The sequence below is a fragment of the Mesorhizobium sp. M0207 genome (assembly GCF_040321995.1).
In the GTDB taxonomy this organism is placed as follows: Bacteria; Pseudomonadota; Alphaproteobacteria; order Rhizobiales; family Rhizobiaceae; genus Mesorhizobium.
Map to the genome: position 1 here is coordinate 144,022 of NZ_JAMYSQ010000005.1, position 16,220 is coordinate 160,241.

Below are 16,220 nucleotides of genomic sequence, written 5' to 3' on the forward strand. Positions count from 1 at the left end.
CGCCACCCGTTATTTTCCCTTTTTTTCGGGGTTCGGTGTTGGCCGAGGTTGGGGGCGAGGCTCCGGCTTGTGAACTTTGGCTCCCTCGAAGTTGCCCTGTCGGCTACCGGACGAAGACCCATCGCTTTTCTTGCCGGTATCTGTTTTCCTTGGCTGTGAATAGATTTGATGGTGTGTATGCATGAATAACAATCCCCTCTCGCAAAAACTGCAAACAGCCCAAGAGGACAGCCTAAAGGAAATCCTGCGTCAAGCTGAAGCTCATCTCGATGCACAGATGTTATCCGCGATCGCAGCGGATCAGCGGGCGTACACCTTTGCCGGATTAGCTTCGGCGGCTGCAGTGGTTCTAATCAGTGGGGCTTACGGTCTCGCCAGCGCGGAGCCGCCAAACGCTCCTCTCGCAATAGTGGCATCTACAGTCGCAGCGGTACTTATCGGCGCTTCGTGGTCGGCTGTTCATTCAGGTCGATCTGTCGATTTCGGGTTTTCGGGCAGTCAACCTGGAAACTGGGAGGACGACATTTCGATCAAAAAACCTTGGGAGGCGTCACTTGCGGAGCAATGCGAGCACTATGACGACCTAATCGTTCAGAATCGAACAGTCATGGCTGCAAACAGCCAGCTATTCAACAATGCCACCGACGCCGCACTGAAGGGCCTATTTCTCGGCGGAGTTGCGTTCGTTGGTTGGCTGCTTAATTCGCTTTTTTGAGCACAATCCGTCCGAGCAGATCAGCGCAAGCTTTCGCTCCGCGTGGCTTCGAAGCAGAACCAGCGCTCCGCCGTCGATCGCAATTCGATGTGGAAAGCGGGGACAGCGGCGCGCGCTGGTCGCGCTGCCCGGACGATCATGCTTTTATGAGACATTCCACATGCTGCCCGATCGTGGGCTCTCGGAAGGACACGCGGCGGCGGCCGTGCAGTTCATTTCGGGGGCGCCGCCGAGTTCCCGAAGCGAGGGACAGGGAATGCCAGGTGTCTTAATCAAGCCCCGCGAAGCGGCCGCTATGCTGGCGATTTCAATTCGCCAACTAACAGATCTGACGATGGCGGGAGAGATTCCCTTCGTAAACGTCGGCCGGTGGTCAAGGGTGTCGCGTCGCTACCATCCGACCGACATCGAGGCGTTTATCGAGGCAAGGAAGACTAGGGTCACGCCGTACAACAAGCCGTTTGGAAGCTACGCGTATAAGAGGTCAGCTGAAATAGACCGTGACCGGCGCGAGGTGGAGCAGACTGCTCGAGCCATGGCGACTTGGAACGCGGCCGTGGCCGCGCGCGAAGAGCGCGCTCGAGCCAAACAAGCGATGCATGAAAGAGCTGCAGAAAGACGTCGGCTTTATGCCGAGGGAGTGGAAACACGGAAAGCCGAGCGCCTGAGAAAGAAGGCTGAGCAGGCCAAGCCTGTTCTCTGATGGCGGTGGCGTTTATCGCCGCGGCCGTCAATCTGACCAGACGATCTTCTTCCCTTTGAGATGATGGGTGTCAGCCGCAAAGTTCAACTGCGCGATCAGAGCGGCGCTGTTCACTATCGGGAAGATGGCCTCTCTCAGCGCGTCGACGGTGCGAATACATTCTGTCGGCCGGGGCACGTTGAGATTGTAGCCTGAAGGATATCGAAAATCGTGATCGCGGTTCATCTCCTGCATATGCAGGGTGAAACTCTTCAGTTCGGCCGCCGCCGGGATTCCGAGCTTTTCACACAGTGTGAAAATGTCTTTCAGCTCGTGGCCCAAGCGCCGGATTGTCACCTTTGGTTCTCCCTTCGCGGCAAGATATGACTTTAGGAAAAGCTCGAGCGCATGGACGAGCAGGAAATAGCTCGCGTAATAGCGCTTCGGGCGGGCGTCGTCCGCGAGGATGGCGAAAGCCTCCAGGTATTCAGCCGCTCGCTCAAACAGCTCGTGCGCGAAGTTCCCGAGCGGCTGTGGCATCTCAATGGCCGCCGGCTTAGTCACGAGCCTTGAGCCTCACGCCAGCTCGTTCTCGGAACTCGGCCATTCGATTCCGCTCCTACATCTCGTTGTTTTGGATGATGCCGGCTTCCCCGCCTGGCAACAGAGTGGCACGCGGCAACATTTTCTTGAGCCTCACACCTGGTCCGCCCTCGACGCAATCGCCGTCGCCCAAAAACACTACACCGGCGGCCTCAAGGGCGAGGCATAGCACTTGCAAGGTGGCGCTTCGCGGCTCGGATCCGCCACCTTCGAACACCCGGATGGTGGCTACCCCCACTGATGCAGCGTCGGCTAGCTGCTGCTGCGACCAACCGACGAGCGCGCGGGCAGCTCGACATTGTTGCGGCATCATGATTTTCGTCCCCCATTATTTTGAGCAGAACTATATGAAACATATTGACACGAAGTGAATGACGCCGCAACTTCGCTTGCACGCCAACAATCCCTGTTGTCGATCCCGTAGGGGGGAATATCATGTCGAACTCGTTTCGGGCAGCCGCCGAAGGCTTGCCAAAAATCACCCGCCGCTCCGTAATGGGCGGAATTGCAGCCATTCCTGCCGCGCTGGCTCCCGGGGCCGCGTTTGCGTCTCCGGAGGACATCGGCCCGAGCCCGCGGCGCGCGGCGACCGAACTCGATCCCCTGCTAGATCTGATCGAGCGCTACCGAGCCGGCTGCGATGCTTACCAATGCGGATCTCGCGGCAACCGTGACGACGAGGCACTGGATGCCCTTGCGGATGTCACCTATTCTCCGCCGATGCGCGACATTGAGGAATGGACGCGGCCTGCAGTGTCACGCCAAGGGGCCACCGCGGCGCTGCGGCTTGTTCTCACTGAGATCGGGGACTTTCCGCAGTCCGGCATGCTTCCGCCGCTCCTCAATGCCGCCCTGGCCTATCTCGAAGCGGAGGCGTGAACATGTCCAAACTCACTCGCCGCACCTTACTCGGCGCATTGGCCGCCATTCCTGCCACAGCGGGTCCAGGACGCGCGCGAAGTGCTGCGGACGCTGCATCGGGTGTCCAAGAACTGATCGACGCCCACCGCGCCGCCAGGGCGTCGCTGACCGCGACGACTGTCCTATACGACGAGGCGTTCGAAAAACTGGAGAAAGCTGGCGGCGCTCCAACTTGGCGGGTCGTGCAGGAGGATGCGAGCGACGCGGAATGGGAAGCATTCCAGGCGCTGCGCGATTACCGGCCGGTCGACATGGGCGAGGTAGCCGCAAAGGCGCGCTACCTGCTCTCGACGATAGAGGTCGACGAAGAAGGCGTGCGGATGGCCGACAATGCGATCGAACTGCTGCGATCGCTCGCCGCCTGACTATCCGCGAATCCCGCTTCGCCAAATCGGAGAGCTCGCAAACCGCGGCGGCGGGCGCTGAGCGCGCCGCCGTTTCGGACAAAACCCGGACAAAACCCGGACTTTTCCGGGACAAACACCGGACAGGCCTTTAGGGCGCGACCCCGAAGTCGCTGTGCGCGCGGCGGATCTGGGCGTCGACCGTGCCGGCCGCGTTCTTCGATGCTCCCATGGCCTTGTTCATCAAGGCGAGGAACTGTTGAGCAAGGGCTACGGCTTGCTGCAGGGCGCTGACGTCGACCGTCGGCTTTCCGGTCGGCGAAAGCGCATTTTCCATTTCTTGCCCGGCCTGTTTCGCTTCCGCAACGCCAGGCATCGGACCTGCGCCGCGGCCGGCGCGGTGCATACCGCCCTCCCACGGAATGCCGTCGTACATCCGGTGATAGTTGTCGCGGTCCTGTGTGGCTCCCTGCGAATATGTCCTTGGTGGCGGCATGCGATTGTCCCTCGCATTCGAAGCCGAGGTGTCGTGAATGAATTTCCAGACGGCAGCGCCACCCACTAGAGCGCCTAACGCCCACGGGTTCATCAGCATGGCACCGATGCCCTTCTTGCCAGCGGCGCCTGCAGCTGCACCGCCAACTACGCCACCGCCGCCTTGGGCGACGGCTGCGGCCTGCAGGGCTGCCGCGGCGACGTTGAGGTTCGTCCCGGCAGTGATCAGGCCGTACACTGCTGTCCCAGTCTTCCATGCCCCGAGGCCAGCGACACCAAGCCCTAGCGCACCGCTTGCACCCAAGACGGCCGGATCGCCCTCGCGAACCTTCGCCGTGAAGGCGTTGATGTAGTCGGCGAAACGGTTGAGTCCGGCGCCGATCGCTTCCATCGGCAATACGGCGACCGACAGATTGGCCAGGCTGCCTTTGAAGCCGGAGTACGCGGCAAAAGGGTTGAGCTTCTGAACATCGTCGGCGGCCGATAGGCCGGCCGCGTTCGGAACCCGCTTATCAAGATACCGGAAAACCTGTTGCATGTTGAGGATGGCGCCGATCACTTCGTCGCTCGACAGACGATTGGACGAGAGCTGCCCGACAACGCGCGCAAGTTCAGTCTTGTCCTGAGTGTCGACGCCTTGTTTCTCAAGCTGAGGAAGCAGGACGTCGTAGATCCATTTGATCGGGTTGGCGCCGAACTCATCTTGGCCAACGAGCTTGCCGTCTTTGCGAAGCCCGTAGCTCTCTTGCGCGGCGAGCGCCTGCTTTGAGGCGCGCCCGATAACGAACTGATCGAACCCGGCGCGGATGCTGTTGCCGGCGTTCGCTCCGCCGGTCTCCGCGATCAGCATCGGCAGATAGGTCGACATGAATTCGTCGGATCCGACCTTGCCGCCGGTGCGGCTGTATTTCACCGCCTCGTAATAGGAGCTCGGATCGATGTCCTTTCCCAGGATTTGCTGCATCTTCACGAAGCCGTCGAGCATCGAGATGTACTGGTTAGGGTCCAGCCGCTCGAGAAGATCCATGGATTTTGCGAAGGCCCGGACGCCCTGGTCGCCGGCGCCACTACCGAATGTGTTGTCGAGGAGGAGTTGAGCCCGGGCGTTGGCGTCGGAGACCTTTAGCGCGGCATCGACATTCGGCATTGAAAGGGTGGTTTCCTTCAACATGTCCAAGACGTCGGACAGCGCCAATCGGTACTTTCCGGAAAGCTCTTCGGCGCGGGAAGTGATTTGGGATTGCTCGCTCCCGGAGAGGCCGGCGAATTTTGCTTCGGCTCGGACGCGCTGTGCTTCGGAGGCCGCGTTGAGCGCTTCCCGACCCCATGTTCCGGCCATGTAGGTGCCGGTGTATCCTCCCGCCATCACGTAAGCAGGACGCAGGGCGCCCTTCAGGGCTCGACCGATCCGAAGTGCCTCTTTTTCGGTCTGGCGCATGCTCGAGCGCACCGCGGCAAACTGCCCGATGGTGGCCGTCTTCCACGCGGAGATCTCGGATTTCTTGAGCGCAGCGGTCAGGCCGCGCGATGCGATATCGCGTTGAAGGCCGTTCCATGACTTCCGAACCGCATCAAGTTCGCGGGCGCCGAGCGCCATCTTCTCGAGCTGCCGCTGGAAGTTCTGCCCCCATTGGGCAGACGACAGGCGCTTGGCCGCCCTCTCGATCGAGGACATGGCGCCCTCGACCTTCTTGACCTCGCCAAGTCCCATCGCCTGCACGACGAGCTGTAAGCGACCAATCAACGTGCGTGCCATGAAGATTCCTTTCAGAAGAAAGCGGTATCTCAGTAGAAACCACCGGAATTATAGCCGCAATTAACGATTTAATGTAAAAAATTCGCCATCAACGCGGAATCTTTGCGTCCGACACATTGATCGAGGTCTGTAAGCATGGCAACGACTCCGAACCGCAATTACCAACTGCCGGTCAAGGCCAACCTCAGCGTATCATTCGACAAGATCGTATCCGCCCTTGGCGCGATCGACGTCGACGTCGCCGCCGCGTTTGCCGCGCTGGCTTTGCGGGCCACGCTCAACAGTCCGGCCTTTACGGGCGCGCCGACAGCGCCGACGCAGGATCCCGGCAACAACAGCACGCGGCTTGCCACCACTGCCTTTGTGGCAGCGGCCGTGCTGTCGTTCTCGCCGTCGATCGTCAACGCCTCGAGCATCGTCGGTATCATCGACGACGCCCGCCTGTCGTTCCAGGTGTCGTCCTACATCCGAGCGCTGCTGCTCAACAACTCGGCGGGCGCGGCCCGCACGACGCTGGACGTCTTCTCCAAGGCGGAGGTCAACACGGCAATCGCCGCGCTGGTCGCGTCGGCGCCCGGCACACTCGACACGCTGAACGAATTGGCGGCGGCGCTCGGCGACGACCCGAACTTCGCGACTTCCATGATGACGCTGCTCGCCGGCAAGGCGACGAAAGCTGACGGGACGCAGGCGCTGGCACGCGCCATCATCGACACCGTCCAGCGGACCTGGCGCGCGATCGACTTGAAGGATGCAGCCATAGCCGCCGGCGGCGGCGCCGCCGATGCGGTGCTCGAGGACCGCAAGCTTTCGGGTGTCGCTGGCGGCAGCTTCGTCCAAGGCGCGTTTCGGCCGCGAACCTTGAACACCAAGGCCTATGACCCCACTGGCATCATCACGCTCGCCGGCGACGAATTCACGCCTTCGGTGAATTGCAGGGTGCGGTGGCGCGCGCCCGCGTGGGGCGTCAATCGCCATGTGGCCAGGCTCTTCAACGTCACAGACGGGGTTATCGTCGCCTCCGGCTCTAGCGCTGTGGCCGATACTGACCCGCACCAACAAACCGACTCGGTTGGCTGGGGAACGGCTCTCGCCGGCAAGGCGCACCGGATCGAGCATTGGGCTGCCGCAACCAGCAACACGGCCGGATTTGGCGTAGCCGCCGCCTCCGGCGAGTCGGAACTCTACACTAGCGTCGACGTGTGGAGGACGGCGTGAGGTGAAGTTTAGGCTCCGCAGACAAGCGCGCGCAGCACGGCGGCATACGGTCAACGAGACGCTGCCGACACGCAAGGTAGTCGAAGCCCCATCGCTCAAGCCGACCACGGCAACGCTAATCGACGGCGCTGCCGACGGAGAAATCAAATTCCGGCACTACTACGACGCCCCGGCATCTAAGCCGCTCGGGAAAGGCAAGCGCTTCCACACCGACCGATATAAGGCGCCTTGGCCACTTTTGAGTTGGTCGAACGCAAAGTGCGCCTATGTCGGCTACCTGACCGGCAGAGGGTACACGTCAGGCGAGATCGAGCGCATCCTTCGCGATGGTACGAGCAAGGACACAGTCCGCGGGCAGTGGCGCCGTTGGGGCCTTCCTCTCCCGGAAGTGAGGGGGCAGCGCTGTTCGATTATGCCTGTGGCGCTGGGCTTTGGCCCGCGAACAAAGCTCACAAAGAGAGCGAAGCAAGTCGGGATCGCGCCTGACGAATTCCTGCGCCGGATCATCGTGTCAGTGCTCGACGACGACCTCTACCAGGCCGTCGTCGACGATCGCTTCAACCCAAAGCCGGTGAAGGCCAAAACTATCTGAAGTTCGCGTTCACCTGGTCGACCGCAGTCGCCCAACTGCTCGCGCTGCTCGGCGCAGACGCGCCGTCCGGCTGTCGAAAGTCGGCATGACTCTCGAGCCCTAGGCCACCCGCCTTAGCCTTTCGCGACATGTACGCCTCAGCTGGATCAACCGCGATCACCAGAGAGAGCGCCTGCAAATCTTCCTTCGCCGCCTTCAGGATCTTCGCCGCCTGATCGGTCGGCACGTCCGTCTCGTTGAGAAGGTACGTATGCAGCTTCGGGACGGCCATCCTGTCGTCCAGTGCCGAGAGGGCGCTGTACCGTTGCCGAAATGCCTGGGCGCCTTTGCCTTTCGCGTCCGCAATCGTTGCGATTTGCTCCGGCGATAATCCCATCGACTGATAGGAGCTGACCTCGGCAGCTGTAAGCGCCGCGTTGACGTCCGCGGAGGCCGGCCAGGCCGCTGGCGCGGCCGCCAGGGCCAGCGAAGGCCCGGCCGGCGGCAAAGAGCCGGTAAGAGCTGGGCGAACGCCCCTGGTGGCCTTGCCGCTGGCTGACAGGCCACGGAGGGTCGCTTCGAACTGTCCGACCTCGTCGGCCATCTTCCGCTTGACCGCATTGGCGCCGATCTCGACACCGCCCTGGCCGAAGCCCGTGAGCACGGTGGCTTTGCTGACGCCGCGGTATTTGGCGACCGCAGATACGAACACGTCGCCAAGGTCGTCGACGGTCTTCTGGATCCGAGCGCGGCCAACGTCGGTTCCGTGGTTCGGACGCTTGTCGGGAGATTGCGACGAGACGAACTCGATCCGAGTGATCCCGGCGCGCTCGTCCGCTTTGCTCCTGTCGGTAATCCCCAGCACAACGCCAATTGAGCCCAGAATGGCCGCGTCGCTCACCACGATGCGATCGGCGGCGGCGGCCAGCCAGTACGCCGCCGAGCAAGCCATGCCGCTGACATAGGCCGTGATCGGCTTGCGTCCGCGCGCCGCGTAGATAGCGGCGGCGAGTTCATCGCAACCGGATGCCTCGCCGCCAGGACTGTCAATGCTCAGAATGATGGCGTCGACTGCCTTGTCGTCCATTGCCGTCTGCAGATCGCGCCGCAGGATCTCGTACGACGTCGCGCCGGAGAATGAGACGAAAAGATTTGCCCTTTTAAACATCGGCCCAGCGATGTTGAGGATCGCAACATTGTCACGAATACCCAGCCGCTCACCGCGATCGGCGCGGTTCGCACGATATGCCTCGAGGGCCTGCGGATCGTGCTCGCGGGCAGCGATCGTCAGCAGGGTTTCGACGTGCTCGGGCAGCATCGCCCAAGGCGCCGACATTGCACTGTCATAGGCTCGCATCGTGTTGGTTCTCCTTCGATGATCGAGAATCGCACGATTATGGGCAGAAATCATCAATTTGTTGCGAATTGCCGCTGAGAGGTGCGTGATTCGTGCAGCTTTGCGCTAATTGGAAGAGGAAGGCCCTTATGCAAAATAAGGTCAGCGAATATCCGCGGGGCTGCGCTCCGCTGGCGGCGAGGCGTTGATACGGTCCCTTGATGCGTTTTCTGCAGGGCACAGCTTGGCAGCCAGAGCACTACGGGAGCAAGCACGACATCCGCCGTGTCGCGTTACGGCCGGCCGAGCGCGCGCCGCAGCGCAGCGTGCGCAACCAGACGCCAGCTTGCGCATTATGGGGCCGGGCCGCCGTGGCCTGTGATTGTGAGTGAGCGTGCATGAGCCTGAAAGACCGAGCAGCTGGTGCCGGCATCTTCAAACCGAGTGACCTCGAGCTGCTGTGCCGCGTCCTGGATACGACCTTGCCAGAGGGCGCATCAGCGAGGGAACGTGAGGCGCACGCCGCCACGATTGTGACGCTGTTCAAGGCCGGTATCGTGGAGGAGGCTGACCTGGTGGCGACATTCAAGGGCACTGCCCAGCAGCCATACGACAAGGCTGCCTGATCGATCTAAGGCGTTGCTTTTATTGCCGTTTTGGCGGTTTTCCGTTTGCGAAACACTGGCATTCGTGCGACTATTTCGATGCAAAACGGCCCTGCCAAGAGCGGCAACTCCAGACAGGGCCTTCCAACGAAGTTCATGGAGGGAACTCGCAATGGATGACCAATCTTATATCGCACATGCTGATTTCGCGCACGTCGTTTCGACGCTCCAGGGCAGCTATTCGATCGGCCGCGCTCGGTATGCCAAAGGCATGCTCGCGGTCCGCTGCCCTTCGTCGACAGGCTATAAAACTCGGGCCGCTCGCCTGATCGGCGACGGCCTGAATTGCCGTTGGTCCGGCCGGGAGCGGGCCTACATCGCCAGCCCGTCGAAGGTGGCAAAGTTCGAGAAGCTCTTTGCTGGCGGCTGGGACGCCAGTTCGTTCTCCGGCGCGCTCGAGGCGCCGCGGGTCCAGGAGGAAGCAGCATCATGAGCAGGATCGATATCGGCCGCACTGCCGCCGGCGCAATTGTCGCGTTGCCGCTCCGCCTGGCCAATCGACATGGCCTGGTGACCGGCGCCACCGGCACGGGCAAGACCGTCACACTGCAACGCCTTGCCGAGCAATTCAGCGCCGCCGGCGTTCCCGTCTTCGCCGCCGACATCAAGGGCGACCTTTCAGGGGTCGCCACCGCTGCGCCCGTCGCTTTCTGGGACATCTTCGGCCGCCATGGGCTGCCGGTGCGGACGAGCGTGCAGGACATGGGCGCTGGCCTGCTGGCGCGCATGCTCGGGCTGAACCAGGCGCAGGAAGGCGCAATGGAGATCGTGTTCCGCAAATCGGAGGATGAGCAATCCTACATGCTGACGCTGGACGATCTGCGCTGGTCACTCAACGACATGATCGAGGAGCGCGAGGATGTTTGCCGGAAATACGGGAATGTCACCGCTGCTTCGATCGCAGCCATTCAGCGCAATTTGCTGGCGCTGGAAGCGCAGGGTGGCGATCGCCTGTTCGGCGAGCCGCCGTTCGATATCCTCGATCTGATGGCGATCGACGCGGAGGGGGGAAACATCAACCTGCTGCATGCCGACCAATTGCTCGAGGCGCCAAAGCTTTACGCCACGTTCCTGCTCTGGCTGCTGTCCGAGCTCTTCCGCAAACTGCCCGAGGCCGGCGACTTGCCGAAGCCTAAGCTCGTGTTCTTCTTCGACGAGGCGCACCTTTTGTTCGCCGACGCGCCGAAGCACCTGCTGCAGAAGATCGAGCGGCTTGTCCGCCTCGTGAGGTCCAAGGGCGTGGGCGTGTTCTTCGTCACGCAATCGCCGACCGACGTGCCGGCGGCGGTCCTGGAACAGCTCGGGACGCGGATCCTGCACGCCATGCGCGCTCACACCGCGGAATCGCTGAAGAAGATCAAGGCGGCGGCCGATACCATCCGGCCGCGCAAGGGCTTCAAGACTCGAGAGGAACTGCCGACGCTGAAGATTGGCGAGGCGCTAATCTCGGTGATCGGCGAGGACAACGTGCCGAGCGAGGTCGAGAAGGTCCAGGTGATCATGCCGGCCGGGCAGGTAGGATCGATTTCAGATGAGGAGCGCCAGGTCGTGCTCGAGTCGACACCCTTGCGGAAGAAATACCATGCCGGGCTGGACGAGAACGCCGCAGGGCGGGCGTTCAGCCGGCGCATGATGGAGGCGAGGGGGATAGATCCTGGACCGGAAGGCACCGCGGCACCTGAGGCAAACCTCTACCTGAAGCACGTCCCGTCGATCGACATCAGTGCGGAGCCTGGCAAGGGTGCTAAACGTCGGCTGTTTGAGATCGCCGCATGGGGTGCGGTAGCGGCGATCGGATTGAAGATGGCCGGCGTGCTCTAGCCGAATCAACCTTTGTGGATTGTGCGGCGCACAATGTAGACGAGGTGCCCAGAATCACGTTACGATCGACGTGTTCTGCGAAAAACCTGCAGGCAGGCTGTTGGGAGGAGACCAATCAAGCCTTTGATTCTTAGAGTTTTTTTAGCACCCTCGCAAATAGCGGTTGGTGCTTTTCGTCGTCGCCTTGACTCTGAGAAACAGCGACCTTCATATCGATAGCGCAGTGGGAAATTATTCCAGCTGTCCGAAACGACAAAGCCGGGGCTCGCGACCCCGGCTCCGTGTCGGTAACCGCAAAGTCTTGGATGGCTTGCGGCCAGTCGTTTGGTGACAGGGGATACATACCCTCATTCGACTCGCTGTCAAGCCATCCAGGCCGATAGAAGGCATGGACCAATGAATGAGAACGATCCCCCATACCAATTGACCTTTGATGACGCAGTCGAGATTTGGGTGCGGCATTCGAACGGCGACTACCAGCACCACATCGCCGCCGACTACCGGGTTAATCCTGGTCGCGTTAACGACGTGCTCAAGGGCCGGAAACATGTTGGCAGCGAGAAGATCGCTGCCGAAAAAAGGACAGCGGCCTGATGGAAAAAGCGGAAGAGATCGACAAGACGGCGCTGGACGCGTCGTCAGTCAAGAAGTGGTCCAGGACTGCAATGAACGCTGCGGGAGGCATCCCGTTTGTGGGAAGCTTCCTTTCCGCCGCCGCCGGGCATTGGTCCGCAGAGGAGCAGGAACACGCAACCAATGTCATTCGACAGTGGCTTCAAATGCTTGAGGACGAACTTCGCGAAAAGGGAAAAACCATCGCGGAGGTTGTCGCACGCCTGGACATGAAGGACGAAAAGGTCACCGAGCGCATCGAATCACCAGAGTATCAATCGCTCTTGAAGAAGGCATTTCGCAATTGGTCGTCGATCGACACCGAGTACAAGCGGCAGCGCATCCGCAACATTCTGGCCAACGCTGCTGCCGCTAAAACCACGTCTGACGATGTTGTGCGGCTCTTTATCGATTGGATAAACCTCTACTCTGATTTCCATTTCGAGGTGATTGGCGAAATCTACCGCAATCCCGCTATTTCGAGAGGAGAGATTTGGGACAATCTCGGCAAGCCTTCAGTGCGAGAGGATTCTGCCGAGGCCGACCTTTTTAAGCTTCTTGTCCGGGATCTCAGCACCGGCGGTGTAATCAGGCAGCAGCGAGAGACGGACGGAGCTGGCAATTTCGTGAAGCGTCGGCCGACGCGCACCACCTCGGGTAATGGGTCGCGAACAGCGAAATCAGCGTTCGACGAAACAGAGTCCTATGAACTGACGGATCTGGGTCGGCAATTTGTCCACTACGCCATGAACGAGATCACCGCAAAAATCGAGTATCAGGAATTTGTCCGGCCTGATGCTGTTGAGGAGAAGGCAGCATGAGCGAACATCTCTTCCACAAAGTGAGTTGGCATCAAGTGGCCACAGTGAGAGCCAGACAAGCTGTCCAGATCATCAATCAGATGAGCAGGGCAGACATTCTGGACCCCAACATTGCAAAAACGCTCGACGGCCTTGCGGCAAAGCAAGTGCTGGTCGTGCCCGAGCTGGTCGTATCAGCGATCGACGGTGCACGGAGAGAAGAATCTCGTGAAGATAGTGACGGCTGGGGTGGTCGCTTCATGCGGTCAGTCGCTTTTATGGACGTGACGATACCCTTCAGGGGGGATGAAGATGGATTTCGTGTGACCCCATCGCATTCGCCCTTGGGCCTGCGAGCTGAGATACGGCACGACAGCCTGTTGCTGACGCTACCCGATGACGGCCAGGTGCAGGCCGGGGTCGACCGGTTCGTCGAAAGGGTCAGCGGAGCGTTGGACTCCCTGCGGAAGGAGGTTGAGGCTTGGCAGCCACAATTTCGTCAGGCGGTACAGAGTGCCTTCCAGACCCGGCGCGAAGAGATAGAAGAACAAAGCAAGCGTGACGGAGCATTGAAGTTTCCAGTCCGATAGGACGTCGGTGTGACGGACGCGCCCCCTTTTGCGTCCGCCAGCCACTCGCCCTATCGATGCGCGCACCTCCCCTTGATCCGGATGTTGCCGACGAGGCTCCCACTTCCTCGATGCCGCGGCCGGAAGATGCGGATTGGCGCGACGTGGCCGGATTCGTGCTGCACATCGATCCCGAGAACGAACCCGAGCGAGTTTCCGGGCTTGGGAGACGCATCTGGCGGTGCGCCGCACTGACTGCCATCATCGAACCGTGTTTCGATAGACCTTCAGCGTTCCGTACGGCTTCGCCTTTCCGAGCCCACACTCATAGTCCGACCGGCTCATGGTCGGGTCGTTGTTGGCGTATGCCGCCGCGCTGACCCAGTCTCGGCACGCTTGGAGGTTCTTCAAGCCGCCCTGCTCTTGCACTACATAAAGGTTGTTGCGGTCAGGGTAGAAGAAGGCATCCACAGTCTCCCAGGGAGCTGAAGTTTCTTTCCACCACCAGCCCGCGACCGTTCGCGGCGGATCGCCGAAGGCGAACCAAGCACCCACCGCGGCAATTACGAAGAGCAAACCTCCGCCGTTGTTATCCATCAGCTCCGCCTTCTCCCCGCGCTCGAGCCCTCTAGCAAAGCGTTTCGCATGCAACTCCGTCGCCATCACGATCCAGCTTGCGGCCCCATGGACAGTTGCTGAGATACCATCGAGCCTCGTCGCACGAGCTGATTTGCGAGCACGTCCGCCGCGGCTGGCATGAGTAGCTCTGCGCCACTTGCGGTTTGCTGATGATGCCGAGCGGTTGGCTGATCGCCGGCTGCGTCTTTTCTGCGTGCTCGGCTCGCCAATCCCACGGCGCCTGGAATGTCCCGGCCCATATACCGACCTTCGCCGCCTCTGCCTTGGCCTGCTGCGCTGCATAGGCACCGTGGCTATAGCGGGGCCAATCTAGCGCTTGGCCGTGCTCCACCATCCAACCGGCGACGCTAGCGGCGTCGGCGCGACGGCAGTCGCCAACAAAACGGCCGTAGCGGTCCCAAGTGACGAAACTGCAATGCACCGGCCTCGAGGCGGCCAGGAACGTGTCCAGCGCGTTAGCGGCCCGACGCCCGCAGGGATACTCGACGCCCTTCGCGTCGCCGCAGTACTGTCGGCTCTCTGGCGCATCGATGCCATTGAAACGAATCCGTTGACCGTGGATCTCGATCGTGTCGCCGTCGATGACTGAGGCGACACCAGCGATCGGCGCCGGTGTCGGCCCGCTCCAGTGAGATAGGTTGAGGTCGGGGGCTCGATCGCCGTGCTGCATAACGAGCTGCGTCGCATAGGCTGCCATTGCGGCCAAGGTCACGAACACGAGCCGCTTCGGAACGGCGGCCAGTTGGCGCAGGCGCCCCAGCTCACGCATTCGCCACTGGTCGGTTCGACCACTATAGCGAGACTTGCCCAACCCCTGTCTCCTCTTGAGGGGCAGAGTGCTTCTAATTGAGGGCCAAGTCTAGAGCCCGACGGCGGTCGGGCCTCTTGGCCTGCGGCGCACCGCGCCTGATCAGGAACGCGACGGCCTCTCCGCTCGTTAGTTGCTTTTCAAATCGAGCGGCCGTCATGCCCTCCACCTCAATACGCAAAACGGAATACGATCCCGACAGAAGAATCCTCTCTGTCTGGTTTGTCGCCAGCGGCAAACGATACCAATTTGAGGACGTGCCGCCGGAAACCTTTGCCGCGTTCCGGGCCGCATTCGCGAAGGGTCGCTACTTCAACGATCACATCCGCAATCACTTCCGTTACCGGCTTGTTGCTACCGACGACCGGTGATGCCCCTTGCAGGGGGAGGGTCTAGCATCCTCCGTTCGAGCGATGTGTTCGGGCGTACCAAGACCTAGACCCTTTGTCGTGAGTAAGAGGTCGACTGACGGCTCCGGCCGGCTCGAGTTTATACCGCCTATGGAGCCCAAGCTGGTCGCAAAGCCGCCCGAGGGCGAACACTGGATTCACGAGATCAAGCTCGACGGCTACCGCGCTCAGGTCGTCATCAACAGCCCCGAGGATATCCGCGTCTTCACCAAGTCCGGCGCCGATTGGACCAGCAAATTCACCGGCCTCGTTGAAGCCGCGCGTGAGCTCGACGTCGAGAACGCGATCTTCGAGGGTGAGGCGGTGGTCACCAATAAGGCCGGGCTGCCCGACTTCGACGCGCTGCAGAAGGCCGTCCACAGCGATCCCTACGCCACGATCCTCGGCGCCTTCGACATCATGCATCTCGACGGCCACGATCTGCGCGACATCGGTTGCAAGGCACGCCGGGAGCTTCTGTTCGGCATCATCAAGCCGAACAGCAGGATCCAGTTCAGCGAAGCCATACCCGGAGACCCCAAGGCGATCTTCTATCTCGCCGACCAGGCGGGGCTCGAGGGAATCGTCTCCAAGCGAGCCGACAGCCCGTATCGCAGCGGCCCGACGACGAATTGGCTGAAGACCAAGAGCTTCACAGTCCAGGAATACGAACTGATGGGTGTCGAGCGCGAGCCGGGCAAGGCGGCATTCGCCTTGCTGGCGAAGCCCGGCACCGGACAATATGTCGGTTCGGCCTTCATCAGCTTGGGGCGCGACATGAAGGAACGGCTGTGGAAGCGGGTCAAGGACCATGCCGGCCCACCTCCGGAGGGCGTCAAGAAGCGACCGGCAACGCAGTGGGTTGGGCCAGGCGTGAAGCTGCGGATCAAGCACCTGCGCGGTGAGCACAAATACATACGCCACGCTTCGCTGCTAGGCTTCGGCGACGAACCGGAGCGCCCAGGGAACTAAGGGTCCGCCTGCCAAATCCAGCAACGGCCGGCGGACCCTATCAGCGCATGAAGGGACTTTTTATGCGCAGATACGAACTTTGGACTGGAGTGTCATTTGTCAGGTGGCGACCATTCCTATCACCAAGAATGTAATGGAAACGGCGAAAACTGGTGCAAGCAACCAGCGGGCTTGGTGGACACTATCTTCCATGAGCCGTTTCTCCTCCATGAGTTCGCAAGAACGGGACAAGGAATGTCGCGGTTCCGCGCGACACCTTGTTCAGACCATTACGTCTAGCGCTTCAGACTTAGGTCCGGCGGTC

The 16,220-nt window shown here is 61.1% G+C and carries 20 protein-coding genes; 14 read left to right on the forward strand and 6 right to left on the reverse strand.

The annotated features are described in order from the left end of the window. Positions 1 to 181 precede the first annotated feature (181 nt). Both NKJ15_RS10565 and NKJ15_RS10570 read left to right on the forward strand, forming a co-directional pair. Positions 182 to 715 (forward strand): hypothetical protein, encoded by a 534-nt coding sequence (locus NKJ15_RS10565; RefSeq protein ID WP_352815162.1) that lies wholly within the window; start codon positions 182 to 184, stop codon positions 713 to 715. Between the two features lie 160 nt (positions 716 to 875). After that, positions 876 to 1,418 (forward strand): helix-turn-helix domain-containing protein, encoded by a 543-nt coding sequence (locus NKJ15_RS10570; RefSeq protein ID WP_352815164.1) that lies wholly within the window; start codon positions 876 to 878, stop codon positions 1,416 to 1,418. Between the two features lie 27 nt (positions 1,419 to 1,445). Here the strand turns inward: NKJ15_RS10570 and NKJ15_RS10575 are convergent, their stop codons facing one another. Further along, positions 1,446 to 1,961, reverse strand: coding sequence for a HEPN domain-containing protein (locus NKJ15_RS10575; protein ID WP_352815166.1), 516 nt, complete (start codon positions 1,959 to 1,961; stop codon positions 1,446 to 1,448). 55 nt (positions 1,962 to 2,016) lie between these two features. After that, the gene (locus tag NKJ15_RS10580) at positions 2,017 to 2,313 is read right to left on the reverse strand and encodes a helix-turn-helix domain-containing protein (protein WP_352815168.1); all 297 of its coding nucleotides are present in this window, start codon (positions 2,311 to 2,313) and stop codon (positions 2,017 to 2,019) included. A 122-nt stretch (positions 2,314 to 2,435) separates the two neighbouring features. Between NKJ15_RS10580 and NKJ15_RS10585 the strand changes: the two genes are divergently transcribed. Continuing rightward, a complete protein-coding gene (locus NKJ15_RS10585) occupies positions 2,436 to 2,879 on the forward strand; it encodes a hypothetical protein (protein WP_352815169.1) in 444 nt (147 codons plus the stop codon). 2 nt (positions 2,880 to 2,881) lie between these two features. Next, positions 2,882 to 3,286 carry a hypothetical protein gene (locus NKJ15_RS10590; protein ID WP_352815171.1) on the forward strand — a complete coding sequence of 135 codons (405 nt, stop codon included), beginning with the start codon at positions 2,882 to 2,884 and terminating at the stop codon, positions 3,284 to 3,286. A gap of 130 nt (positions 3,287 to 3,416) precedes the next feature. Here NKJ15_RS10590 and NKJ15_RS10595 read toward each other — a convergent pair whose 3' ends face one another. Next, positions 3,417 to 5,357: a hypothetical protein gene (locus tag NKJ15_RS10595; RefSeq protein WP_352815173.1), complete on the reverse strand. Its 1,941-nt coding sequence runs from the start codon at positions 5,355 to 5,357 to the stop codon at positions 3,417 to 3,419. Positions 5,358 to 5,651: 294 nt separating this feature from the next. On the opposite strand from NKJ15_RS10595, the gene NKJ15_RS10600 reads away from it, so the two are divergent. Further along, a complete protein-coding gene (locus tag NKJ15_RS10600) occupies positions 5,652 to 6,734 on the forward strand; it encodes a hypothetical protein (RefSeq protein WP_352815174.1) in 1,083 nt (360 codons plus the stop codon). A 1-nt stretch (position 6,735) separates the two neighbouring features. Then, the gene (locus NKJ15_RS10605; RefSeq protein WP_352815176.1) at positions 6,736 to 7,326 is read left to right on the forward strand and encodes a hypothetical protein; all 591 of its coding nucleotides are present in this window, start codon (positions 6,736 to 6,738) and stop codon (positions 7,324 to 7,326) included. Here NKJ15_RS10605 and NKJ15_RS10610 read toward each other — a convergent pair. Next, positions 7,319 to 8,662: a S49 family peptidase gene (locus tag NKJ15_RS10610; RefSeq protein WP_352815178.1), complete on the reverse strand. Its 1,344-nt coding sequence runs from the start codon at positions 8,660 to 8,662 to the stop codon at positions 7,319 to 7,321. The two genes, NKJ15_RS10605 and NKJ15_RS10610, sit on opposite strands and share 8 nt — an antisense overlap. Before the next feature lie 377 nt (positions 8,663 to 9,039). On the opposite strand from NKJ15_RS10610, the gene NKJ15_RS10615 reads away from it, so the two are divergent. The 6 genes from NKJ15_RS10615 (at position 9,040) to NKJ15_RS10640 (ending at position 13,129) form a co-directional block, all read left to right on the forward strand. Continuing rightward, positions 9,040 to 9,267, forward strand: a complete 228-nt coding sequence (locus NKJ15_RS10615) for a hypothetical protein (RefSeq protein WP_352815179.1) — start codon at positions 9,040 to 9,042, stop codon at positions 9,265 to 9,267. A gap of 151 nt (positions 9,268 to 9,418) precedes the next feature. Then, positions 9,419 to 9,739 carry a hypothetical protein gene (locus tag NKJ15_RS10620; RefSeq protein WP_352815180.1) on the forward strand — a complete coding sequence of 107 codons (321 nt, stop codon included), beginning with the start codon at positions 9,419 to 9,421 and terminating at the stop codon, positions 9,737 to 9,739. Then, on the forward strand, positions 9,736 to 11,127 hold the full coding sequence (locus NKJ15_RS10625) for a helicase HerA-like domain-containing protein (RefSeq protein ID WP_352815182.1): 1,392 nt from the start codon (positions 9,736 to 9,738) through the stop codon (positions 11,125 to 11,127). Before NKJ15_RS10620 ends, NKJ15_RS10625 begins: the two co-directional genes overlap by 4 nt. 396 nt (positions 11,128 to 11,523) lie before the next feature. After that, positions 11,524 to 11,721 carry a hypothetical protein gene (locus NKJ15_RS10630; RefSeq protein WP_352815184.1) on the forward strand — a complete coding sequence of 66 codons (198 nt, stop codon included), beginning with the start codon at positions 11,524 to 11,526 and terminating at the stop codon, positions 11,719 to 11,721. Then, on the forward strand, positions 11,721 to 12,560 hold the full coding sequence (locus NKJ15_RS10635) for a hypothetical protein (protein WP_352815186.1): 840 nt from the start codon (positions 11,721 to 11,723) through the stop codon (positions 12,558 to 12,560). Before NKJ15_RS10630 ends, NKJ15_RS10635 begins: the two co-directional genes overlap by 1 nt. Further along, positions 12,557 to 13,129, forward strand: coding sequence for a hypothetical protein (locus tag NKJ15_RS10640; protein ID WP_352815188.1), 573 nt, complete (start codon positions 12,557 to 12,559; stop codon positions 13,127 to 13,129). The genes NKJ15_RS10635 and NKJ15_RS10640 overlap by 4 nt, the downstream gene beginning before the upstream one ends. 240 nt (positions 13,130 to 13,369) lie before the next feature. On the opposite strand, the gene NKJ15_RS10650 is transcribed toward NKJ15_RS10640, so the two are convergent. Both NKJ15_RS10650 and NKJ15_RS10655 read right to left on the reverse strand, forming a co-directional pair. Continuing rightward, positions 13,370 to 13,705, reverse strand: coding sequence for a hypothetical protein (locus NKJ15_RS10650; protein WP_352577574.1), 336 nt, complete (start codon positions 13,703 to 13,705; stop codon positions 13,370 to 13,372). 31 nt (positions 13,706 to 13,736) lie between these two features. Then, positions 13,737 to 14,558 carry a thermonuclease family protein gene (locus NKJ15_RS10655; protein ID WP_352815190.1) on the reverse strand — a complete coding sequence of 274 codons (822 nt, stop codon included), beginning with the start codon at positions 14,556 to 14,558 and terminating at the stop codon, positions 13,737 to 13,739. Between the two features lie 155 nt (positions 14,559 to 14,713). Here NKJ15_RS10655 and NKJ15_RS10660 point away from each other — a divergent pair, with 155 nt between their 5' ends. Both NKJ15_RS10660 and NKJ15_RS10665 read left to right on the forward strand, forming a co-directional pair. Further along, positions 14,714 to 14,926 (forward strand): KTSC domain-containing protein, encoded by a 213-nt coding sequence (locus NKJ15_RS10660; RefSeq protein WP_352815192.1) that lies wholly within the window; start codon positions 14,714 to 14,716, stop codon positions 14,924 to 14,926. A gap of 129 nt (positions 14,927 to 15,055) precedes the next feature. After that, the gene (locus NKJ15_RS10665; protein ID WP_352815194.1) at positions 15,056 to 15,916 is read left to right on the forward strand and encodes an ATP-dependent DNA ligase; all 861 of its coding nucleotides are present in this window, start codon (positions 15,056 to 15,058) and stop codon (positions 15,914 to 15,916) included. The last annotated feature ends 304 nt before the right edge of the window (positions 15,917 to 16,220 follow it).

Bases quoted from the DNA above. Each gene is read 5' to 3' on its own strand.
- NKJ15_RS10595 (WP_352815173.1), bottom strand. From the start codon at position 5,357: ATGGCGCTCGGCGCCCGCGAACTTGATGCGGTTCGGAAGTCATGGAAC.
- NKJ15_RS10620 (WP_352815180.1), top strand. From the start codon at position 9,419: ATGGATGACCAATCTTATATCGCACATGCTGATTTCGCGCACGTCGTT.
- NKJ15_RS10660 (WP_352815192.1), top strand. From the start codon at position 14,714: ATGCCCTCCACCTCAATACGCAAAACGGAATACGATCCCGACAGAAGA.
- NKJ15_RS10635 (WP_352815186.1), top strand. From the start codon at position 11,721: ATGGAAAAAGCGGAAGAGATCGACAAGACGGCGCTGGACGCGTCGTCA.
- NKJ15_RS10580 (WP_352815168.1), bottom strand. From the start codon at position 2,313: ATGATGCCGCAACAATGTCGAGCTGCCCGCGCGCTCGTCGGTTGGTCG.
- NKJ15_RS10590 (WP_352815171.1), top strand. From the start codon at position 2,882: ATGTCCAAACTCACTCGCCGCACCTTACTCGGCGCATTGGCCGCCATT.
- NKJ15_RS10630 (WP_352815184.1), top strand. From the start codon at position 11,524: ATGAATGAGAACGATCCCCCATACCAATTGACCTTTGATGACGCAGTC.
- NKJ15_RS10665 (WP_352815194.1), top strand. From the start codon at position 15,056: ATGGAGCCCAAGCTGGTCGCAAAGCCGCCCGAGGGCGAACACTGGATT.
- NKJ15_RS10615 (WP_352815179.1), top strand. From the start codon at position 9,040: ATGAGCCTGAAAGACCGAGCAGCTGGTGCCGGCATCTTCAAACCGAGT.
- NKJ15_RS10600 (WP_352815174.1), top strand. From the start codon at position 5,652: ATGGCAACGACTCCGAACCGCAATTACCAACTGCCGGTCAAGGCCAAC.
- NKJ15_RS10650 (WP_352577574.1), bottom strand. From the start codon at position 13,705: ATGGATAACAACGGCGGAGGTTTGCTCTTCGTAATTGCCGCGGTGGGT.
- NKJ15_RS10565 (WP_352815162.1), top strand. From the start codon at position 182: ATGAATAACAATCCCCTCTCGCAAAAACTGCAAACAGCCCAAGAGGAC.
- NKJ15_RS10585 (WP_352815169.1), top strand. From the start codon at position 2,436: ATGTCGAACTCGTTTCGGGCAGCCGCCGAAGGCTTGCCAAAAATCACC.
- NKJ15_RS10610 (WP_352815178.1), bottom strand. From the start codon at position 8,662: ATGCGAGCCTATGACAGTGCAATGTCGGCGCCTTGGGCGATGCTGCCC.
- NKJ15_RS10570 (WP_352815164.1), top strand. From the start codon at position 876: ATGCTGCCCGATCGTGGGCTCTCGGAAGGACACGCGGCGGCGGCCGTG.
- NKJ15_RS10625 (WP_352815182.1), top strand. From the start codon at position 9,736: ATGAGCAGGATCGATATCGGCCGCACTGCCGCCGGCGCAATTGTCGCG.
- NKJ15_RS10640 (WP_352815188.1), top strand. From the start codon at position 12,557: ATGAGCGAACATCTCTTCCACAAAGTGAGTTGGCATCAAGTGGCCACA.